Annotated in this window: 23 protein-coding genes; 12 read left to right on the forward strand and 11 right to left on the reverse strand. The window is 55.5% G+C overall.

The window, feature by feature from the left end; translation table 11 throughout:
- From R6U41_RS08960 to mazG, 4 genes are all read right to left on the reverse strand, one after another.
- On the reverse strand, nt 1-397 hold a 397-nt coding region (locus R6U41_RS08960; RefSeq protein ID WP_410269517.1), incomplete at its 3' end, for a lyase family protein.
- Nucleotides 339-1,997 (reverse strand): FAD-dependent oxidoreductase, encoded by a 1,659-nt coding sequence (locus R6U41_RS08965; protein ID WP_410269496.1) that lies wholly within the window; start codon nt 1,995-1,997, stop codon nt 339-341. The genes R6U41_RS08960 and R6U41_RS08965, both read right to left, overlap by 59 nt.
- A 106-nt stretch (nt 1,998-2,103) precedes the next feature.
- Nucleotides 2,104-2,976, reverse strand: a complete 873-nt coding sequence (locus R6U41_RS08970; protein WP_410269497.1) for a methylenetetrahydrofolate reductase — start codon at nt 2,974-2,976, stop codon at nt 2,104-2,106.
- Nucleotides 2,977-3,373: 397 nt separating this feature from the next.
- Nucleotides 3,374-4,138 (reverse strand): nucleoside triphosphate pyrophosphohydrolase, encoded by a 765-nt coding sequence (mazG, locus tag R6U41_RS08975; protein ID WP_410269498.1) that lies wholly within the window; start codon nt 4,136-4,138, stop codon nt 3,374-3,376.
- Between the two features lie 189 nt (nt 4,139-4,327).
- Here mazG and R6U41_RS08980 point away from each other — a divergent pair, with 189 nt between their 5' ends.
- Nucleotides 4,328-5,131 carry a phosphoribosylglycinamide formyltransferase gene (locus tag R6U41_RS08980; RefSeq protein WP_410269499.1) on the forward strand — a complete coding sequence of 268 codons (804 nt, stop codon included), beginning with the start codon at nt 4,328-4,330 and terminating at the stop codon, nt 5,129-5,131.
- Nucleotides 5,132-5,195: 64 nt separating this feature from the next.
- Here R6U41_RS08980 and R6U41_RS08985 read toward each other — a convergent pair whose 3' ends face one another.
- Nucleotides 5,196-6,377, reverse strand: coding sequence for a TraB/GumN family protein (locus R6U41_RS08985; RefSeq protein ID WP_410269500.1), 1,182 nt, complete (start codon nt 6,375-6,377; stop codon nt 5,196-5,198).
- A gap of 121 nt (nt 6,378-6,498) precedes the next feature.
- Here R6U41_RS08985 and R6U41_RS08990 point away from each other — a divergent pair, with 121 nt between their 5' ends.
- Nucleotides 6,499-6,945: a hypothetical protein gene (locus tag R6U41_RS08990; RefSeq protein ID WP_410269501.1), complete on the forward strand. Its 447-nt coding sequence runs from the start codon at nt 6,499-6,501 to the stop codon at nt 6,943-6,945.
- 82 nt (nt 6,946-7,027) lie between these two features.
- Here the strand turns inward: R6U41_RS08990 and R6U41_RS08995 are convergent, their stop codons facing one another.
- Complete coding sequence (locus R6U41_RS08995) at nt 7,028-8,278, reverse strand: thiolase family protein (protein ID WP_410269502.1); 1,251 nt, start codon at nt 8,276-8,278, stop codon at nt 7,028-7,030.
- A gap of 108 nt (nt 8,279-8,386) precedes the next feature.
- On the opposite strand from R6U41_RS08995, the gene R6U41_RS09000 reads away from it, so the two are divergent.
- Nucleotides 8,387-8,944: a manganese efflux pump MntP family protein gene (locus tag R6U41_RS09000; RefSeq protein ID WP_410269503.1), complete on the forward strand. Its 558-nt coding sequence runs from the start codon at nt 8,387-8,389 to the stop codon at nt 8,942-8,944.
- Between the two features lie 28 nt (nt 8,945-8,972).
- Here the strand turns inward: R6U41_RS09000 and R6U41_RS09005 are convergent, their stop codons facing one another.
- Nucleotides 8,973-9,512 carry a hypothetical protein gene (locus R6U41_RS09005; RefSeq protein ID WP_410269504.1) on the reverse strand — a complete coding sequence of 180 codons (540 nt, stop codon included), beginning with the start codon at nt 9,510-9,512 and terminating at the stop codon, nt 8,973-8,975.
- Entirely contained in the window at nt 9,505-10,131 is a 627-nt protein-coding gene (rdgC, locus tag R6U41_RS09010) for a recombination-associated protein RdgC (RefSeq protein WP_410269505.1), read from the reverse strand. The genes R6U41_RS09005 and rdgC overlap by 8 nt, the downstream gene beginning before the upstream one ends.
- Before the next feature lie 638 nt (nt 10,132-10,769).
- Here rdgC and R6U41_RS09015 point away from each other — a divergent pair.
- Together R6U41_RS09015 and R6U41_RS09020 are read left to right on the forward strand one after the other, a co-directional pair.
- Nucleotides 10,770-14,177 carry a UvrD-helicase domain-containing protein gene (locus R6U41_RS09015; RefSeq protein WP_410269506.1) on the forward strand — a complete coding sequence of 1,136 codons (3,408 nt, stop codon included), beginning with the start codon at nt 10,770-10,772 and terminating at the stop codon, nt 14,175-14,177.
- A 34-nt stretch (nt 14,178-14,211) separates the two neighbouring features.
- A complete protein-coding gene (locus tag R6U41_RS09020; protein WP_410269507.1) occupies nt 14,212-14,601 on the forward strand; it encodes a hypothetical protein in 390 nt (129 codons plus the stop codon).
- Here the strand turns inward: R6U41_RS09020 and R6U41_RS09025 are convergent.
- Nucleotides 14,595-15,170 (reverse strand): universal stress protein, encoded by a 576-nt coding sequence (locus R6U41_RS09025; RefSeq protein WP_410269508.1) that lies wholly within the window; start codon nt 15,168-15,170, stop codon nt 14,595-14,597. The two genes, R6U41_RS09020 and R6U41_RS09025, sit on opposite strands and share 7 nt — an antisense overlap.
- Before the next feature lie 359 nt (nt 15,171-15,529).
- On the opposite strand from R6U41_RS09025, the gene R6U41_RS09030 reads away from it, so the two are divergent.
- Nucleotides 15,530-16,912 carry a metallophosphoesterase family protein gene (locus R6U41_RS09030; RefSeq protein ID WP_410269509.1) on the forward strand — a complete coding sequence of 461 codons (1,383 nt, stop codon included), beginning with the start codon at nt 15,530-15,532 and terminating at the stop codon, nt 16,910-16,912.
- Nucleotides 16,913-16,948: 36 nt separating this feature from the next.
- Here R6U41_RS09030 and R6U41_RS09035 read toward each other — a convergent pair whose 3' ends face one another.
- On the reverse strand, nt 16,949-17,851 hold the full coding sequence (locus R6U41_RS09035; RefSeq protein ID WP_410269510.1) for an MBL fold metallo-hydrolase: 903 nt from the start codon (nt 17,849-17,851) through the stop codon (nt 16,949-16,951).
- Between the two features lie 467 nt (nt 17,852-18,318).
- Here R6U41_RS09035 and R6U41_RS09040 point away from each other — a divergent pair, with 467 nt between their 5' ends.
- The 5 genes from R6U41_RS09040 to R6U41_RS09060 all read left to right on the forward strand — a co-directional run bounded on the left by R6U41_RS09040 (nt 18,319) and on the right by R6U41_RS09060 (nt 23,809).
- Nucleotides 18,319-18,888, forward strand: coding sequence for a CBS domain-containing protein (locus R6U41_RS09040; RefSeq protein WP_410269511.1), 570 nt, complete (start codon nt 18,319-18,321; stop codon nt 18,886-18,888).
- Between the two features lie 40 nt (nt 18,889-18,928).
- A complete protein-coding gene (locus tag R6U41_RS09045; RefSeq protein ID WP_410269512.1) occupies nt 18,929-20,563 on the forward strand; it encodes an SLC13 family permease in 1,635 nt (544 codons plus the stop codon).
- Nucleotides 20,564-20,692: 129 nt separating this feature from the next.
- Complete coding sequence (locus R6U41_RS09050) at nt 20,693-21,124, forward strand: hypothetical protein (protein WP_410269513.1); 432 nt, start codon at nt 20,693-20,695, stop codon at nt 21,122-21,124.
- Nucleotides 21,125-21,263: 139 nt separating this feature from the next.
- Nucleotides 21,264-21,992, forward strand: a complete 729-nt coding sequence (locus R6U41_RS09055; RefSeq protein WP_410269514.1) for a PP2C family protein-serine/threonine phosphatase — start codon at nt 21,264-21,266, stop codon at nt 21,990-21,992.
- A gap of 2 nt (nt 21,993-21,994) precedes the next feature.
- Entirely contained in the window at nt 21,995-23,809 is a 1,815-nt protein-coding gene (locus R6U41_RS09060) for an SUMF1/EgtB/PvdO family nonheme iron enzyme (RefSeq protein WP_410269515.1), read from the forward strand.
- Between the two features lie 556 nt (nt 23,810-24,365).
- Here R6U41_RS09060 and tnpA read toward each other — a convergent pair.
- Nucleotides 24,366-24,776 (reverse strand): IS200/IS605 family transposase, encoded by a 411-nt coding sequence (gene tnpA / locus R6U41_RS09065; protein ID WP_410269516.1) that lies wholly within the window; start codon nt 24,774-24,776, stop codon nt 24,366-24,368.
- A 23-nt stretch (nt 24,777-24,799) separates the two neighbouring features.
- On the opposite strand from tnpA, the gene R6U41_RS09070 reads away from it, so the two are divergent.
- Nucleotides 24,800-24,935 (forward strand): helix-turn-helix domain-containing protein (locus R6U41_RS09070; RefSeq protein WP_410269518.1); only part of this gene is annotated, 136 nt, incomplete at its 3' end.

Consider the following 24,935-nt stretch of genomic DNA (forward strand, 5'->3'; position numbering starts at 1 on the left):
GAGCTTTCGGCGCAGGCTGAGCAGATGGGCGAGGGGCGCTCTGAGCAAGGAAACCGAACTCGTAGGTGCTCCAGTAGACTAGTTCCTCGCTCAGCTTGCTTAGATTGCTCATCAGTATGGCCAGGGCAGACAGTGTCTCCGCCATGAAGTCCCTGCTGCTTATCACATCAAGGGTATGCACGTGCACTGAATCAAATCCCAGAAGCCTCGCCGTGAGCTTTCTGTCAATAGGAAAGCTAGTACCTGCTAACGCCGCAGCACCCAACGGATTCGTGTTTACGTTTCGGTATGCATTGTCGAGCCGTTCTATGTCGCGGTTGAACATTGAGACATACGCGCTAGCCCAGAACCCCAGGGTTATTGGCTGGGCCTCCTGGGTGTGGGTGTAGCCGGGTATGACAAGCGAATGGTTTTCCCTGGCAAGCTTTAGGAAGGGGGGAGCATCCGCCGATAACCACACGATTTAACCCGTGCTCCCGGATCAGGGACTCCATTTTGTCCATGGATTCCTTGCTGCATCCATAGCCCACGGCTTCGGCATAGGCCACTCCGGGAAAGGAACGGACCTCTTCCACGAGCGAGGAAACCGTGATCACATCACCGATGTTGGGGCCGCAGTCGCAAACAAACACCCCCAGCCGGGGATCCTGGCCGGATACATCGATTTCCGGGGGGAAATCCTCTTCTTCCGCCCCGGTGTCTTGTTCCAGGCGCACTTGGGTTCCGGCCATGGCTGCGGCCGCACTGGCCTGAATCATGGTTTCGGGAATATCCTTGGGGCTTTCGCTCACACCGCAGACAAAAATGCCCGGCCGGGAAGTGGCCACCGGAGAAAATCCGCTGGTCTGCGCATAGCCGTGTTCATTGAGATCAATGCCCAGGCGGCCGGCCAGTTCCCGGGTGCTGGCCGGGATTCGAAAGCCCGTGGAAAGCACCACCATGTCAAAAACCTCTGTCTTTTGGCGCTCATCGTCGTCTGTGGCATAGGTGATGACCAGGTTGCCGGTTTCCGGATCCTCAACCACCGAATGGGGCCGGGAGCGGACCAGGTTCACACCGTATTCGTTTACTGCCCGGTTGAGATACAGCTCATAATCCTTGCCGCAGGTCCGCATGTCCATATAAAAGATGCTGGCCTCGATATCTTCGGCAAAGCGCTCCTTGGTGACAATGGCCTCCTTTAAGGCATACATGCAACAGACGCTGGAACAATAAGGCACGTCCTGGCGATTGATGCCCCGGGATCCCACGCACTGAATCCAGGCCACCCGGGCCGGCCGCTTGTTGTCCGAAGGCCGCACCAGCTGACCCAGGGTGGGTCCGGAGGCGGACATGAGCCGCTCGTATTCCAGGCCGGTCACCACGTTGGGAAACTGGCCGCCGCCGAAATTGTCCAGCACTGCCGGATCAAATAATTCAGCGCCTGTGGAAAGGATAATGGATGCCACAGACAGGGTCTCGGTTTTTTCCTGGTCATCCGGGATAATGGCCCCGACTTTGCAGGCCTTCTGCAGTGCGCCAAAATCCGTGACCTTATCGGCATCAACGGAAAATGCATACGGTGTTGCCTGGGGATAGCGCATGCATGTCGGCGCCCTTGGATCAAGGCCCGGGGTAAAGCGGACCCAGTCCGGAAATTTTTCCGCACACTCGCCGCAGGCTGTGCATTTTTCCACATCAATGTAGCGGGGCAGTGTCCGGATCGTGACCTTGAAATCACCGGCCTGCCCCTCCACCTGTTCCACAACGGTCATGGGCTTTAAATCCAGGCGAAGCTGTCGGCCGCTTTCGGACAGATGGGGTGAGATGGTGCACAAGTCGCAGTTGTTGGTGGGAAAGGTCCGGTCCAGACGGGTCATCAGCCCGCCAATGGCATAGGATTTATCAATGAGAACCACATCGCGCCGGGACTCGGCCAGGTCCAGGGCTGCACGGATGCCGCCCACGCCCCCGCCAATCACGAGCACGCTTTGTTTGTCCGTTTCTCTGGTGTTCATATCCGTATATTCCTGCATGGGTTCCCCCATTGATAGCATGATTTGGATTGCCGCATTTCAAACGCGGTCAGCCGGCACCCGGCCGCCTGACAATCCGGCTTTCTGACTATAGCCCGGCGCTGGCCAGGATATCGGGCAGCCGGTGTTCCCAGCCCAGGGTGGCAATCTTGATGCCCTGAACCATTTTTTTCAGTTCCGCCGCAGTTTCGCCGGCCATGCGGATACATTCGGCCTCCCGGTCCGGGGCCTTGCGGATACGCCGGATCATGTCCTCGGAAATCCGGGAACCCGGATCATGAATGGACATATATCGGGCCATGCCGACATTTTTCAGCAAAAACACCGTGGCGATCACTGGCACGCCCAGGGGCTTTAACGCATCCGCGATCCGGCCGTAGGCGGCCAGATCAAACACCGGCGGGGTGACAATGTACTGAGCGCCAGCCTCGACTTTTCGTTTTACGGTCTCGATCTCCTGGTCCAGCCGGCTGTCGTCTGCCACCTGTGCCATAGCACATCCCGAGGTAAAATCCGGCGTTCCTTTAAGATCAAAGCCGGACAGATCCACGCCCTCGCGCAGGGAGCGAATCATTTGCAGAATCCCGGACTCATCAAGGTCGTCAACGGTTACGGCTTCACGGTGGTCGCCATTTGACATGGGCTCGGCCGGGACCACCAGCAAGTGCGGAATGCCCAGCACATATGCCGCCAGGACATCTCCCTGCAGGGCCATCCGGTTTTTATCCCGGCCATAGACATGCACGATGGTCTCCAGACCCTCCCGGCGAAGCAATGCCCCCCCGGCCAGGGCGCTCATGCGCATCACCCCGTTGTCCATGTCCGGCACCACCACGGCATCCACCCGGTCTTTTACTCGCCTGGCATTGGTCACGAGCTCCGAGATATCCACGCCCTTGGGGGTATTCATCTCGGCAAGCACCACGAATTCAGCTGCTGACAACTTCTTCTTAAAATTCATAATCGAACCTCATTGTGTAAGGCAGTTATCCCCAGGCCCCACGGGCACGGTTTAAGGATGGATAAACCCGATACGTTATAATTGCAATATGTTTTTCATGGGTAACTTCTTCACTAATTTTCAAAAAAAGTATCAAAACACCCTGCTAAGGGCTTGTCAAGACAACAAAAAACATTTTTTGAACATATGCACATAACTACTGAAATTTTAAATAAATGCCTTTGCCATTTTTTTTATAATTTCGTCAAAAAAATCATTCACGCGGCTGTCATCCGGCCCATGTCCGCTCCGGGACCTTTTATTGTAACCTGCTGCAATAAAAGTATAAATACTTCAACTTAAAACAGGGTGCCCGCACTGCAAAAATACGGCCCGGATACGGAAAAGGCCGTTTTTTTTACTTGGCCTTCTGCCAGATACGCTCCTTTTCATCCATGGGAATATCGGCAACAGAAATGCCCCGGTCTGCGGCAGTCTTTTCAATCCGGGCAAACCGGTCTGCAAACCTGTGGTTTGCACGGCGCACGGCGGCCTCCGGATCAATGCCGAGCTTTCTTGCCAGATTGACCGCGGAAAAAATCAAATCCCCGATTTCATCTGCGGCATCCGATTGATCCCCGGTCTCCAGGGCGGCCCGGGTTTCATCGGCTTCCTCCTGAATTTTTTCCATCACCCCCGAGGCATCGGCCCAGTCAAAGCCGGTCCTGGACGCCCGGGTCTGAAGCTTGGCCGCGTACATCAGCGCCGGGAGACACACGGGAATGCCGTCGGCAATACCCGTTCTGTCTCTTTTGCCCTTTTCCCCGATTTTCAGCTGATCCCAGTTGCGGGCCACTTCCCGGGCATCGGCGACCCGGGTTTGGCCAAACACGTGGGGGTGGCGATAAATCAGCTTCTGGCTGAGCCGATCAATGACATCGGCCAGGTCAAATGCGCCTTGCTCCCGGCCGATAATGCTGTGGAACACCACCTGCAGCAGCACATCGCCGAGTTCCTCGACCATGGCCGCCGAATCGCCGGACTCAATGGCCTCTGCCAGTTCATAAGCCTCCTCGATTAAGGCGGGAACCAGACTTTCATGGTCTTGCGCGGCATCCCAGGGGCACCCCCCCGGGGCGCGCAGCGTTTCCATGATGCCAACGAGCCGGTCCATTTCCTTCATAGACATTTCCTTGACCGAGCACGCCGCATGAACCGGTTGGTGCGCCCGGATTCCTTGTTTACAAAAAAAGTTTTTTTTTATACGCATTTCAGTATGGATGATATCCGCATCATCGCCTAAGAAGTCACATTCTCTAATGTATCGGCATACCCGTGTCAAGCAGTGAGACAACCAAGGAAAGAAAAAAACGTGCAAACAACATCCCGCCTTCGTATCGGCGCACTGATCAGCGGATCGGGCACCAATCTGGAAGCCATTTTAAAAGCCTGTGAAACAGGACAGATCAATGGACAGGTGGTATTTACCGGCTCGGACAACCCCGGGTCCGCCGGCCTGGAAAAAGCCGGCGAACGCAGCATTGCCACGTTTGTGGTGGACTACAAAAAAATCATCCGTGATTACCGCGCCGATCCCCGGTCCCAAACCCTGCCGCCGGATTTCAACGAAGCGGAAATCCTGGGCAAACAATCTTTTTTCACCGCATATGCAGAGGCCCAAAAGGTCCGGACTTTTTTGCGCACAAGAGCCATTGCCGAAGCCGCCTTGATTCAACAGATGCGACCCTACCCCTTTGATCTGCTGGTGCTGGCCGGGTTTATGCGCAATCTTTCCCCTTATTTTATCGACCGGATCAACACGGACCCGGCCCGGCCCCGGATCATGAATATTCACCCGGCACTTCTGCCGGCGTTTGCCGGCACTGACGGGTATGGCGACACTTTCCGCCACGGCTGCAAGGTGGGCGGTTGCACCGTGCATTTCATCGACTACGGCGAGGATTCCGGACCCATTATCGGCCAGCGCTGCTTTGCCATCGAAGAAACCGACACCCTTGCGGATGTGAAAAAAAAGGGGTTGGCCCAGGAATGGGCACTTTATCCGGAATGCATCGGGCTGTTTGCCCAAAACCGGCTGGAGGTGGTCAACACCACCCACACCCTGCCCGCCGGGCAGGTGTATCAAAGACGGGTGGTAAAGATTATACAGCCGTAGCGGGCCGGTCCCGTCCGGCCGGAAAACCTCCGGTTTTCGCGGCCGAAGGCCTGAACCTAACCTGTCAGGCCCCGAGCACCCGGGCCATCAGCGGCAGGGCCACAAAGGTGCCCACCATGCTGCCGATGTTGGCAAACACCACCACCAGAAGAATCCGGGTGACCTTGTTGCGCCAGAAACCCCGGATGGACAAAATATCCGTGGACAGATCCTCCAGATCCCCCACCTTGGGCTTGCGCAAGCCCGCCTCCACAAGACCGGCCACCCAGCCTGCGGCAATCATGGGATTTAATGAGGTAAGGGGAGCCGCACCAATGGCAGAAAGTATGGTCAGGGGATGTCCGAATGCCGCCGCAGTGCCGATGCCGGCAAAAACCGCATTGGCCGCCACCCACCAGAAAACCATGGACTTGCCCGTCTGGGCGCCGCCGAAAAAAAACCCGGCCAGAATTGCCAATAAAATGGTCAGGGGAAGCAGCCATTTGAGCACCACCAAGCTTTTTCCCCGGAGGGGTACCGTCTCCAGAGGGGCGGGATCAATATCATCGAAAAGATATTTGCTGATGCCCGGCACATGACCGGCACCCACCACGGCCACAATCTTTTCCCCGGCTGCATGCCGGATCCTGTGGGCCAGGTACCGGTCCCGCTCGTCGATTAAAATCTGCCGGATGGACGGATGGGATTTTTCCAGTTCCGAGAGCAGGCTCTGGAGGATGTCTTCCTTTTTCATCTCTTCAATGGCCTGCTCATCAATATCATCAATGCCGCCCATGGACATCAGGAGCTGAAAAAACAGCTTGATCTTGTTCCAGAAGCTCGTGCTGCGCCAGGTGCGCGAAAGCGTTACCGTGATATCCCGGTCTGCCAGGCAGACCCCGGCACCAGCAGCCTCGGCCGCATCCAGGGCCCGGACCATTTCCTCGCCGGGCCGCACCCCGAGTTTTTTGCCGATGCGCCGTTGAAACGCGGTGAGCATCATGTTGACCAGAAGCACAAAGGCCTTTTTCTCCCGAACCACCTTGACGATATCCATCTGCCGCCACTGGGCGCTGTTGCGGATGGATTGGTGCCGGGAGGCGCAAAGCTCCACGCACACGGTATCGGGTTTTTCCTCATGGATTACCGATTCGGCCAGTTCTGCGCTTTCCCGGGAGACATGGGCGGTGCCCACCAAAACAATCTGTTTGCCGTCTATCTCCAGGCGGGTGATATCCGTGTTTTGTTGGGGGGATTGATTTGCCATCCGGCACTTGCATCCTTATTTTTTATAGAAATAAAAAGATTTCCAGAAAGCCATCCTGAATGAAACGTATAGTAAGTGCCTGCATCACCACATTGTTGTCAAGGAGATAATCACCAGGGGCATGCTGATTTACAACGACATTTACGAATGGGAGGGCTGGGGCGGCAAGCTGCGCCTGGCCAGCGGCAAATGCCGGCTTTGGGTTTTTGACCGCAGGCAGGAGGGTATGGAAAACCGGGTGACGGTGTTACGGCCCAAGGTGGTGGTGGTATCAGACGTGGCCGACAGCAAAATGTCGGTGCGTTCCTGCGCCGGCCATATTGCCACCAGGGTGATCCAGGATTTCTCCATTGATTTTAACCGGATGCTGTATGTGGAATATTATCCCCCGGTGCGCTACGGCATGCGAAATGAATACGAAATCCCGGAGCAATACGTGGCCGTGGATTTTGTCTGGGACCAGGGACGGGCCATACATCCTAAATGGCGGCACCTGCAGCCGCCGCTGCTCAGTGTGGTAAAAGACCTGCTCAACTCCGCGCAGCAGCAATCGCCCGAATACACTTAAGAATCCGCAAATGGCGGGGCAAAAAAAACAACCCCGCCATTTGCCAAAAATGCTTTACATCGCTTTTGCCCGGCCTTCCCTGTTACAGGATTTCAAGCGCTGTTGCCATGGAAACGCCGCCGCCGCCGCACAGAGTGGCAAGCCCCAGGGTTTTTCCCTGTTTGCGCAGGGCATGGATCAGGGTGACCATGATCCGGGCTCCAGTGGCGCCCACGGGATGGCCCAGCCCGATGCCCGAGCCGTTGACATTGGTGATTTCCCGGTTCAATCCCAGCTCTTTTTCGCAGCCCAGGTACTGGGCGGCAAAGGCTTCATTTACCTCGATCAACTCAAAATCATCTGTTTGAATACCGCTTTTGGCCACCAGGTCCTTGACGGCCGGCACCGGGGACAGCCCCATCACCGAGGGATGACAGGCGCCCCTGCCGGTGGCGCGAATTTTGGCCAGCGGGGTTAATCCCAGTTCTTTGGCCTTTTCCGCGCTCATGATCACCATGGCCGCAGAGCCGTCATTGATGCCGCTGGAATTGCCGGCCGTGACCGTGCCGGTCTTGGGCACAAACGCCGGGGGCAGTTTCCGGAGATCGTCCATTTTCAGCCCCGGCCGGAAATGCTCGTCATGCTCGAACATCAGCGAATCTTTCTTTCGCCGGGGCACGGACACGGGCACGGTTTCCCCGGCAAAGGAGCCGTCCTGGTTGGCCCGTTCGGCGTTGTTATGGCTGCGCAGGGCCACCTCGTCCATTTCTTCCCGGGAAATGCCCATGTGCTGGGCAATGAATTCCGCGGTATGGCCCATAATATAGGGCTTGCCCTTGAAATACGACAGGGGCGGCTCATCTGCGTTGACCGGCCCGTCTTCCGGGTGCGGGAGAATATGGGAACCGCAGTGCAGCCCATGGATGAGCGCATCCTTGAATGTCTGGTCCTGAAGCCGGCAGCCCCACCGGGCCTCTTCGACCACATAGGGCACGCCGGACATGTGCTCCACGCCGCCGGCCAGGATCACATCCGCCATTTCCGCCTGGATCATGGCCGCGCCGGACAGCACCGCCTCCATGCCGGAAATGCAGACCCGATTAAGGGTTACAGCGGGCACGCTATCGAGAAAACCGGCCAGAAGCCAGGCCACCCGGGCGACGTTTAACGCGTCCACCGGCTCCATGCAGCACCCGTAACGCACATCATCAATGATTTCAGGCGAAATTCCCGCCCGCTCAACGGCTTCCTTCATTGTCACCGAGGCCAAATGCGCACCGGTGAGGCTCTTGAGCGTTCCGCCAAAGATGCCGATGGGGGTCCGGCAGGCAGATACAATCACCACATCTTTCATAGGTCCATCTCCTTTCCTGGTTGATATTTTCAATGGGTATTGATACCTCACAAATGCAGACAGTCACACGTGCACACAACGCATCATACAACTCCGGCCTGCGCGCTGATGAATATCGCTGAAATCATACTCATTGCCCTGTCCCTGGCCATGGACGCCTTTGCCGTGTCCGTGGCCGCCGGCACCGCCGGCCGGCTGCATCCCAGGGCCATATTCCGGCTGTCCTTTCATTTCGGCCTGTTCCAGTTCATGATGCCGGTGCTCGGCTGGTATGCCGGATCCCGAATTGCCCACCTGGTATCTGCGGTGGACCACTGGGTTGCCTTTGGCCTGCTGATGTTTGTAGGTCTGCGCATGATCCGCGGCAGCCTTGAAAACCCATCAGAGCAAATCAAAAAGGACCCCTCCCGGGGACTGACCCTGGTGGTGCTGTCTCTGGCCACCAGCATTGATGCCCTGGCCGTGGGTTTTTCCCTTGCCATGATGAATGTGGCCATCTGGTATCCAAGCATCATGATCGGGGTGATCACATCGGCCATGTCGCTTGCCGGCATCCGCCTGGGCCGTGTTTTCGGCCGCAGATTCGGCCCGCGCATGGAAATGACCGGCGGCATCATCCTCATGGCCATTGGTGCCCGGATCCTGATTACCGACCTGTTTTTCTGACCCTGATTGGACCGGATGCATGCGCCATTTAATCCGCTGCCGGGCCCTGGCGTATCCAGTCCATGATCCGGTGCACGACGTTTTTGTCCCAGTCCGGATCAAACCGCTGTTTTGCAAACTGGGCATACAACTGCTCCACCAGCTTGACCACGCGTTCCACCAGATAGATTTTCTCCAGCACCGCGCCCTCGATATCCTCCGCAGATTCCAGCTTTGCCGTCTGCGGTGTTTTCAGGCTGCTGATGCTCAGGCTTTCGCCCTTGACGGAAAACCGCCACTCCAGTTCCCCGGCCCGGAAAATCAGGTGCATTTCCGTGACCTTGGCCCCCTTGGTCAGGGCCATGACCCCTTCTTCCAAACCCGCGCCGTCTCCCCGGATGGTGATGGTTTCATCCCGGTTGTGCCGGTGGTTTTCCAGCACGATCCGGTTGCCGATGGCAAGGGCGTCCATTTCCGGATCCGCCTTTTGCAGGGCCTCAAAATCCGTGTCAATCATGTACCACAGCCAGGTCAGAAACTCGTGGCCCAGAAACTTGTACCGGTTGTAAGCAACAGAGACATCAAGCATGGCCACCTCCGGAAAACAGGGCGGGTCCGGCCTGTTTTAAGGCATCGCGCTGGTCATCTGAAAGCCCGGCGGCCAGATCGGCCTCTGTATAGGGAAACATCCGGATCAGCGATATCCGGAACGACTTTGAAAACAGGGTCTCCAACTCCTCGTTGGCCTCTTTTAAATTGGAGAAAAACCACAAAACCCCGGCCTCCATGTCCCAGACCAGGTCATAGACATTGGGCGTGGCCGGCACCCGGGTATAGAGCCGGTGCAATACCTCTTCCTTGATCTGGCGCTTTTCGTTTTTTGACAAATGGCTCTGGCCGTTATCCGCCAGGCGTTTGGCCGTGGCCATGTTCACATGCTTGGCAACGATCTTTGCAGGGACCGATTTTTTGTCCATGCGCAGGGAAAACACCAGATGGTTGCCGAACATGAACTGGGCGGACGCAAAATCCGGGGCAAAGGGCCGGGCCGATTCGGTCCATCCGATGCTCTTCTGGGCCGGATCATTGTCGATCTCCCGGATCATCTGATCCTTGAGCCCGTTTCGGACCGTGTCCATCACCGGCTCGGCCGGTTTTCCCTGAACCCGGTAGCGGGTCACGGAAAGGGTGGAAGCCAAAAGCTGCATAAATTCATCCATTTCATTTGAGTGGGGGATTTGTATCAAAGGTCACTTCATAACCCGCTGCCGGTTTTCCAGGCAAGTCTTTTTTCAGGCCGGAGTTTGTCTTTATTGAGCAACCCCACCACATAGCCTCTGCACCGGAGTTGCCCGAAGCGCTTTTCCCGATCGAAAGATTGGCGGGATTTTCGCATGGGTCGGGTCGGGCGGCGATTTACTCCCTGCTGACCGCTTTCGCGCTCAATGCGACTCGTAAACCGCCGCCCGCCCCGCCCCATGGCCAACTTTCTGCAAGCGCGGTGAGGCCAAACAATGACCTCTAACCCATCTGCAGAAACTCCCTGGAAATTTTCTTCGGGAGATTTTCCCGGATACCCGCAATTGACACGATGGCTGGCCATGAGCAGGCCCGGGGGGCAGATTGCGAGTCGCATTGAGCGCGCCAGCGGTCAGCAGGGAGCAATCTGCCCCCCGGGACTGCTCATGCGAAAACCATAAAAAGCATTGTCTATCTTCGGCCGGGTCAGTTTTTCCATCCCTGAGCGGAAAATTTTAGCCGAGCTGGCACTATTCGGGCCGGAATTGGTGTCTGCGGCCAAACCCTGCCTTGAAGTCTTCCGGGCAGTGTGATAAAAAATCAAGCCATGAAATATATTGCTGATCTGCACATTCATTCCCGCTTTTCCCGGGCCACGGCCAAAAACCTGGATTTTCCCCATCTTTACATGGCCGCCCGGCAAAAGGGCATTACCGTGGTGGCCACAGGGGACTCCACCCATCCCCAATGGCTCGATGAAATCCGGCAATACCTGGAGCCTGCGGAACAGGGCATGTTCAAGCTCAAAGACGACTTGGCAGAGCAGTGCGAAAAACAGATTTCCGTGGCCGGTAATTATCCGGTGCGCTTTGTGCTAAGCACCGAGATCAGCAACATCTATAAAAAGGGCGGGGTTACGCGAAAACTTCACCATCTGGTTTTTTTCCCCGAACTGTCCCACGTGGAAAAATTCAACGCCCGGCTTTCGCAAATCGGCAATCTCAAGGCAGACGGCCGGCCCATCCTGGGCCTGGACTCCAAGCGCCTGCTGGAAATCGTGCTTGAAACCCATGAATCGGGTTTTCTGATCCCGGCTCATATCTGGACTCCCTGGTTTTCCCTGTTCGGGTCCAAATCCGGGTTTGACTCAGTGGCCGAATGCTTCGAAGATCTTTCCGATCACATATTTGCCGTGGAAACCGGCTTGTCCTCTGATCCGCCCATGAACTGGCGGATCAGGGATTTGGACAACCGCACCCTGGTGTCCAACTCCGACGCCCACTCACCGGCCAACCTGGGCCGGGAGGCCAACCTGTTTGACACGGAACTTTGCTATGATGCCATGCGCAGTGCAATAGCAACCGGAAACCCGGAAAGATTTCTGGGCACCCTGGAATTTTTCCCAGAAGAAGGCAAATACCACCAGGACGGCCACCGCAAATGCGGGGTCAACCTGCACCCCAGACAAACCATTGAAAACAGCAGCATCTGCCCGGTATGCGGAAACCCGGTCACCGTGGGGGTGCTCTACCGGGTCGAGCAGCTCGCCGGCCGGAAGGAAGGCGAAAAACCCGAAAAAACCCATCCGTTTTACAGCCTCATTCCCCTGGCTGAAATCCTGTCCGAGCTGCTGAGCGTCGGGCCCAAAAGCAAAAAGGTGATCGGCGCCTGGCAGACGGTCATCAGCCGCCTGGGCCCGGAATTAAGGATACTGCACGACATGCCCGTGGAAGAAATTCGCGCCTCTGGAAACGGGCTTCTGGCCCAGGCCGTGGAACGCATGCGGGCGGGCCGGGTCCACCGCCAGCCTGGATTTGACGGCCAGTACGGCCGGGTCACCATTTTCACCCCGGAGCAGCGCGAACATTTAACCGGCCAGCAGGTTTTATTCGACCTGCCGGCCGGGCCCGTAAAAAAAAAGCCAAAATCCAAACAGGCCATAACGCCTTCCACGGATCCCGAACCCGCGGAAAAAACCCCGGGCCCGCAAACCCCTTTGGCAAAAAATCATGAAAACCCGGTTCTTGCCAGCCTTAACCCGGACCAGAACCGGGCCGTGACCCATGCCGGCGGCCCTCTGCTGATATCGGCCGGACCGGGCACAGGCAAAACCCGGACCCTTACCTGCAGGATCGCATGGCTTCTGCAAACCCGGGCCGCCGCTCCGGAACAGATCCTGGCGGTCACCTTCACCCACAAGGCCGCAGACCAGATGAAACAGCGCTTAGCGGGCCTACTGGGGCCGGATTCCGCTTTGCCCGAAGCCCGGACCTTTCATTCTTTCTGTTTTTCCTTGCTCAAGGAAATCAAAAACACGGCGGATCACGGCATTGCCGATGAACAGGACCGGCGCGCCCTGCTTGCCGAAGCCGCAGACATGGTCAAGGCAAGGGGAAAACAGGTCAATGACCGGATCGAAACCCTCATGGACCTGGTGGCGGCGGCAAAACAGCAGATTCTTGGCCCGGATGACGACCTGAAGGCCATTGCCGGAAATACAGCCCCGGTGTTTTCGGAAATTTACAGCGCCTACCAGGACATCCTGGATGCCGAACACCTGTGGGACTACGAGGACCTGCTCTGCCAAACCGTCCTACACCTGGACTCAGATCCGGCCCTGTGCGAAACCCTGCGCAAGCGGCTACTATTTGTGTTTATTGATGAATACCAGGACCTTAATTACGCCCAGTACCGGCTGGTCAGACAGCTTTGTCCTGCAGACGGTCAGATCTGCGTCATCGGGGACCCGGACCAGTCCATTTACGGATTCCGGGGGTCGGATCCGGCCTATTTCCAATGTTTTGAAAAGGATTTTCCGGGAGCCCAAATCATCTGTCTCCGGCAGAATTACCGGTCCACGCAAACCATTCTTTCAGCCGCCGGCCAGGTCCTGGACCAAAAAGACGGTAACCGTCATTCCGAACCCGTCTTTTCCGGCATTTCCGGCACCCCTCACCTTCATCTGATCCAGGCGGCGGATCAACGGGGCGAAGCCGTGGCCGTGGGCAAGACCATCGAGCAGATGGTGGGCGGCATGGGCTTTGATTTCCATGATTTTGACAAGGCGGCCCAATTTGCCGGGGACGGGGCCCAGCGCTCATTTGCCGATTTTGCCGTGCTGTTTCGCACCCGTGCCCAGGCAGAAGTCTTTGCCGGGGTTTTTGAAGACGCCGGCATTCCCTGCCGGCTGGCCAGCAAGGCCCATGCCTGGGAGGCTGCAGGCATTGCAGAACCGGTTTCAGCCCTCAAGATCCTGGAGGGATGCGCGGCCAGCCGGGACCTGATCCGGGTCCTGGCGGTGCTTTTCCCTGATTTTCCCAAAAAAGACATGGCCGATCTCAAGGCATGGAGCCGCAAGCGCGGGCTTTCGGTCAACGGCCTGCTGGCAGAGGCCCACCGGACCGGGGTGGAATGCCTGAGTTCCTGGGCATCAAAAAGCCTGGGGCGTTTTATCAACCAGTTGACAGACCTGGAAACAAGCTCCCGTGCGGATCCGGCACCCGAAAAACTGGAAAAGATTTTCCAATGGCTCGGGCCCTTTTTGCCCGAAGCCCATGAACGCACAAAAGAAACCTTAGAAGAACTGCGCCGGATGGCTGGAGCCTTTGGCGCAGATGTCGGTGGATTTACAGAGGCGCTGGCCCTTTGCTCAGATCCGGATTTCTGCAAAGATGACAGCGAAAAGGTCGCGCTTTTGACCCTGCACGCCGCCAAGGGACTTGAGTTTCCGGTGGTTTTTGTGGCTGGATGCGAAGACGGGCTGATTCCCTATCACGGGGCGGACAGCAAGCCGACAGATATTGAAGAGGAGCGCCGGCTTTTTTACGTGGGCATCACCCGGGCCATGTCCGAGCTGTTTCTGTGCTCGGCCCGGACCCGGAAAATTTACGGCCAAACCCGGCAGCAGAAACCGTCGCCGTTTATGGCCGAAATCGCAGCGGATCTCAAAAAACCGGCTTCAGACAATTTTTCAAAAAAATCCAGACAGATACAATTGCAGTTATTTTCCCAATAAATCAGCACAAATAACCATAAGGCAGACAGATCTGATGGAAGAGACACTGATTGAAAAAACGATTCTGGACAACCAGGCTGTGCTGGAAATTTATGACGCATCTGTCACCCAGATCGGAGACCGGATGCTGGTGATCCTTCGGGCCCGCCTCTTTGTTTCCGTCCACAGCCTTTACGGAACAAACCAGGACAATGATCTACCCCCGCAGGAGGAGATCAAAAACCGACTGGGAGAAACGCTTGTCTGGGAGCATACCCGTCAGCGCCGGTTTATTGACCAACAGGAAAAAACCGGCGTTTTTGAAAGTCTGCGCGCGGATTTTGACAAGAACATGCGGCCGTATCTTATGCATCCGGATTTTCCGGTAAAATACGCAAAAAAACAGCTCAGGGACCAGACCAGGTCTGCAAACCGCTCTTATTGAGCCGGCACCACCAGCACCGGGATTTTGGATTTGCGCAAAACCGCCTTGATGGTCGACCCCACAGAATTTCCCCCCAAAAACCCTTTGCGGCTGCCCATGATAATCATGTCGCAGTTGTTTCCATCGCACTGGGAAACAATGGTGCCGGCAATATCGCTGTTTAGGACCACAACCTCCCGCCAGGCAAAGCCGCAGGTATCCGGGTCCATACCCGCATCCCGGCAGTAACGTTGGATCACCTTCCGGCTGAGTTTATCCGTGGACATTTTCCCGATCAGCGCCTGACGGGCATCCTGTTCGTGCTCCAGTTTGATTGCCGCCCATTTTTCCTCCCCCAAAACGCCCTTGAAATGCTCCTCAATCTGGCCGGGCACCTCCCGGTCAACCACATGGAGCAGCACCAGTTCCGCCTGATGCCGGGTGGCCATGGCGATGGCGGCATCCAATGCCGGCCGGCAGTTTTCCGAAAGGTTGGTGGCAAACAATATGGATTCGACTTCTTTAAACATGGGCAGGCCTCCCTGGGACATGGGGTGAATCTTTTCATTTGACAAAATAAAAATAGACATGGGAACAGGCCGGCGCCAACCGGAAAAGGCCAAAAAAAACATGGCTCATCCCGTCCTTTTCCATGGCTTTGTTTGTACATGCGGACAATGCCAAATTCAATCCCTGTTCACGATTTTTTGCCCGCGGCCAGCATTTGATGGTTTCGTAAAAAGTAAGTTTTCAGATGGCGCCGGAAAAAGTTCAAGATCAAGGCTTGCGCGATTCCGAAGAATGCAGCGTACTTATCCGTACGAGAAATTCTGAGGAATCGCGCGTAACGCAGATATTGGGCTTTTTACGGCGCCATCAGCATTTGACGTGAAACAACGCGGCCTTTATGATATAGAATCACTCAAATCCCCACAGAAAGGAGCCGCCCATGCGCACCCGACCAATTGCCTTGATCGTCGCACTGCTGGCATGCATCTCCTTTGCCGGCTGCGGCAAATCCGGACCGGATCCGGCCTCTTTCCGGTATCAGCAGGACCCAAAGCTTTCCCATAGGCTGCTGCAGCCGGCCGATTACCCCGCCGCCCGCTTTATTGTTCTCACTGATCCGCATTATTACCATCCCGGCCTTGGGACCTCGGGGCCGGATTTTGCCCGCTACATCCGCGAAGACCGAAAAATGCTGGCCCTAAGCGATGAAATCCTGGAGGCCGCCGCTTCTGAGATACAAAAAGAACCTACGGATTTCATCCTCATTTGCGGGGACATGACCAAGGACGGCGAGCGGATCAACCATCTGCGGGTGGCTGAGAAAATCAGCAGCCTGCACCCGACGGCAGACATCTACGTGGTTCCGGGAAACCATGACGTCCGCAACCCCGAGGCGGTGCGCTATACCAATGAAGGCAGCCATGGCGTGGCAACCGTGGAGCCCGAAGAGTTCAGTGAGATTTACGGCGCTTACGGATACGATAATGCCATCGCCCGTGACCCCGCATCGTTGAGCTATGTGGCCGAACCCGTGGACGGGCTCTGGCTTTTTGCCCTGGATTCATGCCTGTGGCGCAAAAACAGGGCCGGCGGCCATCCGGTGGTAAACGGCCGTTTTTCAGACAAGACCCTTAAATGGCTTGAGGAGATGCTGATACAGGCCCGGAAAAACAACAAGGCCGCCATTGCAATGATGCACCACGGACTGGTGGCGCATTACCCCGGAAATGAAAAATATTACGGGGAATATGTGGTGGATCACAGTGAAGCAATTGCCCGGATGCTTGCGGCCTACGGGGTGCGCCTGGTGTTTACCGGCCATTTCCACGCCCAGGACATAACGGTAAAACAGTTTGCAGATCCCATCGGCCCTGTATTTGACATTGAAACCGGCTCCCTGGTGACCTGGCCCTGCCCGTGGCGCAAAATCACCATTTCAGCCGGGCAGACCTGCACCATTGAAAGCCGGTTTATAAAAGCCATTGATTCCATACCCGAAGGTTTTGCAGAGTATGCCCGCAACTTTGCCCTGGAAGGCACCGTGGGCCTGGCCAGGGATGCACTGGAAAAATACCATGTTTCAGAAAAAGGCATGGATCTGCTTGCTCCGCAAATCGCCGAGGCCTACCTGGCCCATCTGGCAGGCGACGAGCAGAAACCCGATACGGTTATCAGCGCAAAGGGCACCGGGATAATGGGCAGACTGGTTTTATTTTTTCAAAAAGACCTGGTGGAAGGCTGGTGGACAGACCTGCCCCCGCCGGACAACCGACTGGTCATTGACCTGGAAAGCTACTCCTGGCAGCAACCGGATGATTCCTGACTTCAGGCCTGAACATCGCAGCCGGCAATCCCCGGATCACTGGGTGCAAACCCGCATAACCGCGCGGATCTTTGCCTCCAGGTTTAACAGATAGGCAAACTCCGGCTGCTTGGGATCGGCAAGCGGGTCATACTCGATCTGCTTGATTCGCTGCTTGGCTTTCTCCACATCCCAGTCGGTTTGCTCAAGGATGGTTTCAATCAATTCCCGGAACCTGTGACCGCTTTCAATGGCCCTGGGCATGTAATCGGCGGCATCTTTTCCGGTAAGGACAAACCCGTGGCCGGGACACAGAATCTCGACTTCCAGGTCAGCCAGTTTTTCCAGGGAGTCCATATAATCGGTGTAATCCGTGAGCCACTCTGAAAAAATATAGCCGTCCGGCGCCATGATGCCGGCAGCTTCTCCGGTAAACAGAATTTTTTGTTCCGGGAGATAAAAGCTCATGGAATCCCGGGTATGGCCCGGGGTGGCAAACGCCTGCAGGCTCAGGTCCGGTGCCAGGGCAAAGCTCTGGCCGTCTTCTATGACACGGTCTACTTCAAAGACCTCAAATTCCGGGGCCTCCTTGTCAGCCTGGCCCATCTGTTGGAGATAACCGGCACCGGCATGGTTTAACTTTCCAATGGTGGAAACCGCATTGGGACGCGAAAGCAGATCTTTTCCGGCTTCTGAGCAGCAGATGCGCATTTCCGGAAAAGCCTTTTTCAGCCATGCCGCAGCTCCGCAGTGATCATAATGCACATGGGTCAAAAACAGGTCATCAGGACCGCGGCCGTTTAATAAAGCCTTTGCCTCACGGATATATTGCGGGGCCACGGCGCTCATGCCCGCATCAATTAAAGCCAGCAGATCGGAGAGAATCAGAAAAGCCGGCAGATCAGACGGGCCGAGCACATGCAGCAAAGGCGTCACAGAACCGGTGGTTTGCAAAATCATTTATTTTCCTAACACAATAAAAAGGTTCACCAAAGCAGGCTCAAAGCCTTATGCACATTAAAAAAGAACCATACCGAATTTCACTGTTGCCTGCAACCCGCAGAAGAGATTATAATATCTTTTTCATTTACTTCAGCACAAAAGTCAGCCCCATTTTTTCAAATGCTTTCACTGCCCGAAAACCTGGAAACATGCACTGTAAAACATTTTGAAACATAAACACCTTGAAACAAAAAACTGGACACGCAAAAAAAATTTTAGTAAGCCCAAAATCTTGGTACATGAGTAAAAAGCAAGTTTTCAGATGGTGCCATGAAAATCTTTAATTGATATAAAAATGGACAGGCTCAATATATAAACATCTCCCGCAGGAAGTATCCGGAGCCGGCATTTAAACAATTTCGCAAAAATCAGAAGGATTTGGCCAAAACCCGGTGACAGCACCGGAAAATAAGAGGAGTGCTGCCATGAAGAAAATTACGGTCCACGACATGATGGTACCGCTGGACGAATACGCTACCATCAATAAGCACGCCAACCTGTTTGATGCAGTCATGGCCCTTGAAAAAGCCCAGGAGGAATACAGCCGTCCGGGTGCACAATACCCCCACAGGGCCATCCTGGTCTATGACGAAAACAAAAATATCGTGGGAAAACTCAGCCAGCTCGACATTCTGCGCAGCCTGGAGCCAAAATACAAGCAGGCCGCCGGCGGAAATGCCGGGCGAATGATGGCCAGCGGATTCAGCCAGGAATTTCTGCGATCCATGGTCAAACAATTCTCACTCTGGGACAAACCCCTGGTGGATATCTGCAAAAAGGCTGCCGGCATGCAGGCAAAAGACTGCATGCACGTTCCTGAAGAAGGCGAATTTGTAAAAAACACAGATTCCCTGGATGTGGCCATCAACCAGCTGGTCATGGGGCAGCACCAATCCCTTCTGGTGACCGACAACCAGGACAACATTGTTGGCATTCTGCGATTGACCGACGTATTTAAACAGGTCGTGGACGCAATGAAGGAATGCAGCCTTTAATCTGAGTTCAAACAGTTGAAACCCGGAGGAGATTGCACATATGAGCCATGAAATAGACACCGGCGGCCAGGGCGGGATTCTGGCCAACAAGACCCTTTGGCTGATTGTCGGTATTGCATTTTTTGTTGTGGTCGGATTTATTTTACCCACCCCTGAAAGCCTGGTGGAAACCGTTGACAAACACGGCATTGCCAGCAAAATGATTGACTGGGGCATTGCCGAAAACCTGGACCAGGCCGCAGACAAGGCCATGACCGTGCTGGGCATCATCCCCATGGCCATTATCTTTTTTGCCACAGAAGCCATTCCCATCGGGTTGACCGGCATCCTGATGCCGCTTTTGGCTTACTTTCTGGGCCTTCTGCCACGGAGCATGATCGGCAAAACCTTTGCCGGTGATGCTCCGCTTTTTTTGCTCGGTGTTTTGGCCATGGGGGTGGCCGTTGTGGACGTGGGTCTGCACAAGCGCCTGGCCACCTGGATTCTGGGGTGGACCAAGGGATTTTACACCCCGATTTTTGTTTTGTGCATCAGCATGGCCATTATCGGCTCTTTTATCTCCGCCCATGCCATGTGTGCATTCATGACCCCGGTGATGATGGCGGTCTACTTTGGTGTGGTATCTGAAAAAAGCACCGGCGGAAGAATCGAACACGACCCCAACCTGGCCAAGTTTCTGCTTTTTACGTTATGTTTTGCCTTAAACGTGGGCGGCGTTGGCTCCCCGGCCGCAGGCGGACGAAACGTGATCATGATGGGTTTCTGGCAGGGTTATGACGTCCCCATGGACTTTTTTACCTGGATGACCTACGGGTTTCCAATGGTGCCGATTCTCGGCCTGATCGTGGCCGTGTACATGATTGTTTTGTTTTCCGGCAAACTCCAGCACAAGGACCTGACCCCGGGCCTTGTGGCGATGAAGGAGGAAACCCGGAAAATGGGCAAAATGAAATACGAGGAATATGTGACCTTTGCCATGCTGATCATCATCCTGGGGCTCTGGATTTTCGGGGATCTCGGCCTGGGCGGCCCTGCGCTGCTGGCCCTGATCATCCCCGTGATTTTCCGCACCACGGCATGGAATAAAATTCTGGGCGGCATTTCCTGGGACGCCTGGTTTATGTACTGCGGTGCCCTGACCCTGGGCGCCCTGCTCAAGGAAACCGGCGCCGCCCTGTGGCTTGCCCAGAGTGTTATGGGCATTTTGAGCTTTGCGGGCATGAGCCAGGGATTCGGCCTCTGGGTAGGGTTGTCCGCATTTTCCGGCCTGATGACCAACTTCATGTCTGATGCCGGAACCACGGCCCTTCTAGGACCCATTGTCATTCCCATGGGAATTATGTCGGAGGTTGCCGGCGAACCCTGGGCATCGGGCATGGCCGTGGCGTTTGCCACCTCATTTGCCCATTTTCTCATTGTGGGAACCCCCAACAACGCCATTGTCTATGGGCTTGGCACTTACCCGGACACCGGACAACGCGCCATTGCACCGATTGATTTTATCAAGTACGGCTTTGCCCTCTGGGTCATCTGCCTGGTGGTCGTCTGGGTACTGGCCTTTGGCGTGATGTTTAAGGTGGTGGGTTTTCCGCCGGAAGTTCTGGAGACGGCCACGAAAGTATTTGAAAGCGGCGCCGCTGACTTATCCAAGGCAGCCGAAGGCGCGGCCCATTGACCGCAAGTTGTCCGATGACCGGCATTAATCGGCAGGGCACCCAAAAGATCAAGGCGTAAAGAGTTTTTTGGGTGCGCTGCCATTGCGGCGCGCATAATCTTTGACACCCTTTGTACCAAAGGCCGTGAAATGAGCCCGGCACAACCCAAAACCCGCCGTTCCATCTGGGTGTGGCTGATCTCGATTTTTTATATGGGATTTGGCGTATCCGGGCTGATGACCGTGGCCATGGTCCTGATTCTTCTTTACCGGGGCGGGGCCGGCCCGGAAGAAATCAACAGCATGAAAACGCTTCTGCAGGCTTCCCTGTGGGGAGTTTTGCCCGCAGCCAACATCGCAGGCGCTGTCAGTCTTTTCCTGATGCGGCGCATGGCTTTTCCGATTTTCACGGGCCTGCTCATCGCACGGCTGGCATTGCCCGTATTTCCTGGCCCATCTTCTTCGCCCGGATTTTCCGGCACCACAACACAGATGATCGGCGGCTATCTCCTGGGCTACGGCATCCTCATTGTTGTGTGCATTTATATTTACCGGCTCCGCCAGACAGGCATGCTCCGGTAGCAAAACCCTGAAGACCGCCTTGCCCGCTGGAATCCAAAGAAAAACAGTATTGCAAATTCCAAACGGTTTTGCCATGATGTCCATGATCTGAAACCACACTTTTGCGGCCAATTTTATGCAATGCCAGATATTTTCAGCCATGATGATCGGACCCCGCCACCGGCAGGAGGACTGCATAGTCGACGGCCAGAGTTTGTTTCAGGCCGATCTTTTGAGCCGCAGAAACAGCTTCTCCACAGACACTTTGCTGCTCGCCGTCTGCGACGGCATGGGGGGTCACCAGGGCGGGGCGGAAGCCAGTCAGTTTACCTGCAGACAAATTGAAAGCCACAACTGGACCAACGGCATCTCCCGGCAGGCAGTGCGCGATGCCTTAAACACCATTCAGGCCCGGGCCGAAAAAGATCTGCCGCTGCACTGCGGCACCACTATTGCCGGGCTGCTTTGCGACGGAATGACGGCCATTGTCTTTAATGCCGGAGACAGCCGGGTTTACCGCTTCCATTCGGATTTTATCGAATACGTCTCTCATGATCATTCCCTGGTCCAGGACCTGGTGGACCAGAAAATGGTCAATGCGGAAAAAGCTGCCACCCATCCTTACAAACATTTAATCGAATTCGGAATCGGACCGGTATTCTCCCAGGTGTGGCCCCAGCGCAAAGTTTATACCGACCAGCATCCCGTCAACGGTTCAGCCACCTACCTGATCTGCTCTGACGGACTCACAGATATTTTTCCGGATTCGCAAATCCATCAGCTACTTGGCCCCGAACCGATAAAAAACGGGGCCAGGCTTGCAAACGCCGCCAGAAGGAAAGGACTGACCGACAATACCAGTTTCATTATTGCCCGAATCGAGGAATAACATTGAAGGACATCATTAAAAAATGCCTTCCCACCTACGAGGTTGTCCGGAAAATCGGGTCCGGCGTTTACGGGGTGGTCTACCATGTAAAGGACAATCTCAAGGAGCGGGCGGTCAAGGTGGTGCCCATCATGTTGGAGCGCTCCCTGTCCCACCGCACCCCGGGGGACCTGGACTCCAAGATTTCCCATGATTTTTATGCCATCCAGGAATATTACGACATGATCAAGGGCGAGGGCGTCATTGAGATCTATGATTTTCACCTGGTGGACAAACAGGTGTCCAAGCAGGAGGCCAGGGCTCACCTGGTGATATTGATGGAATTCTGCCCCTATAACCTGCTTGACCGTGTGCTGGGCCATTTTCCCCTGCCCCCGGAAGAGGCGGAAAAGCTCATGCGGGAGCTGGCTGAAATCTTAAACCGGCTTTCCGACAGGACCAGGGAATCGTTTATCGTCAAGGATCTCAAGCCCTCAAACCTGCTGATCAACCAGCACAACCGATTAATTATCGGGGACCTCGGGGGGCTGGAGCGCATCAGCAGCGCCCCGGTTTCCTCCAGCGCCCAGTTCACCCCCAACTGGTCCGCCCCGGAGCTCCTTTCCCACAGCAGCCAGGCGGGCATCTCCAGCCTGGTGTTTTCCTACGGGTTTGTCAGCTACTTCATCTGGGCCGGTGCGCTTCCGTATGAACAGGAGACCTTTAGTGAAAGGCTTCGGCGGATCAGGGAACATGACCTGGAATTTACCCGCTCGGACCTGCCGTTTGGTATCCAGATTTTAATCAGCCAGTGTCTGAATTTCCGCCCCCAGGACCGTCCCCGGGATTTTGAAGCCATCCTTGATTACCTGCGGGGCAGTGCTTCTTTTGTGGAAACCGGCACAGGCGGCACCAACCGAATTGCAGGCTTTGAAACGCCCGGGCCCGCCATAACAGATATTGCAAAGCAACTCTCTTCTGCTGCCCCGGCATCCGAGCCCGGATCCCAGGAAAAGACCGGGTCAGAACGCCAGACGGCCAAAGACAAGCCCCGGGTGCCGCCTGCTGCGTCCGGCCCGCACCAGCCAGGGGACAACTGGGTGGAACCCACCATCGGCATGGTTTTTATCTGGGTTCCCACCGGAGTTTTTCAAATGGGCTGCGGAACCTGGGACGGCGAGGGCAACCGCGATGAAATGCCCGTGCACGAGGTGTTTATCGACGGATTCTGGTTGGCGAAATACACGGTAACCCAGGAACAGTGGAAAAAAGTCGCATCCAGCACCCTCTGGCAAAAGGTGCGGGGCAAAAATCCGGCCTGGTTTAAACGTAGCGGCCTATACCCCGTGGAACAGGTTTCCTGGCATGATGCCCGGGATTTTATCCAGAAATTAACCGCCATGAACAAGGGGCGGTATCATTTCCGTCTGCCCACGGAGGCGGAATGGGAATACGCCTGCAGAAGTGCAGGCCGCCAGGAAAAATACCCCGGAGACAAATCCCTGGACAAAATTGCCTGGTATTCTGCCAACAGCGGCATGAGCACGCACCCGGTTGGCGGACTGGAGCCCAATGGCCTGGATTTGCATGACATGGCGGGAAACGTGTATGAGTGGTGTGAGGATGCCTACCATGAAGAGGCCTACAGGCGTCACGGCTATAAAAACCCCATTTATTCCGAGGAAGGTTCCCGAAGAGTGATCCGGGGCGGCAGTTGGTGCAATTTCCCGACCGAACTTCGCTGTGCCTACAGGGCCAGCGTGAATGCGGATTTCAAGGGCAACTACCTGGGATTCCGCGTTGTCATGACCCCTGTAAGCCGAAAAAGAAAATCCTGAGCCAGCCCGATCTTCTTCGTCTTTTTTCGCGTTTTTCGCGTGGCCCCCGGTGGGGGTGCAGGCCCGGCTGACGCGCACTCGGGCCGGGCAGTTCTAAGGCTTGCTTCGCTGCGGCCGAAGTAATTCGGCCGCGGCCGCTTCGCTTCGCCAAGAACTGCTGGCCGGCCCAACGTGCAATGCGTCAGCGGGCCTGCACCCCCACCGGGGGCCACGGAGATACCGCACAGACAGGCATCACCTGTTTTTCCCCGGCCATCAGAGATTTGGGGGCGGCCACGCGGGGCGGGCGGGGGGACGGGTTGCGAGTCGCATTTGAGCGCGCAAGCGGTCAGCAGGGAGCAAACCGTCACCCGACCCCCCGCGTGCGAAAACCCGTGAAAATGTTTTTTTTGCAGCAGGTTTTGAAGCCAGGCAAAAATTAAACCTTTTAAGATTTAAAACAAAAAATAAACCTTATATGATTTATTTATCATCCGCGCCGTAAGACCCCTTCCTTCAGGGAGGGGATATAAAGCGCTTTCCGAGGTCTTTTCCTTCAGGAAAATTGCCTCGGAAACTATTTCTCCCTCTGCTGTTCTACATACTGCCGAATGACCGATACTGGGGCACCACCGCAAGATCCGGCAAAATAGCTCGGACTCCAAAGCCTGGCTTTCCAGTTTTTTTTCTCCAACTCCATATGCCTCTTTTTTAACAGACGGCTCGATACTCCCTTGAGGCTGTTGACCAGTTTGGAAACCGGAACCTTGGGAGGATAATTTACTAGCAAATGCACATGGTCGTCTTCGCCGCTTGTCTCCACAAGCTCGGCCCCGAAATCCCGGCACACTGAATCAAAAATCTCGCGCAGGCTGTCAATGGCATCCGGGGTCAATACTCCATGCCGGTACTTTGTCAAAAACACCAAGTGAACATGGAGATTAAATACACAATGTCTCCCAGTTCTTAATTTGCTTGACATATCCATAGGCCAAGACTATAATACAAATCATGCTCATACGCAAGGGATATAAATTCAGGCTCAAGCTCCGGGATGTGGAAAAACAGAAGTTCGCCCAATTCGCCGGGTGCTGTCGCTTTGCCTGGAACAAGGCCCTTGCAGTGCAGGACGAAAGGTTCAGGGATG

The sequence above is a fragment of the Desulfosalsimonas sp. genome (assembly GCF_046483245.1).
In the GTDB taxonomy this organism is placed as follows: Bacteria; Desulfobacterota; Desulfobacteria; order Desulfobacterales; family Desulfosalsimonadaceae; genus Desulfosalsimonas.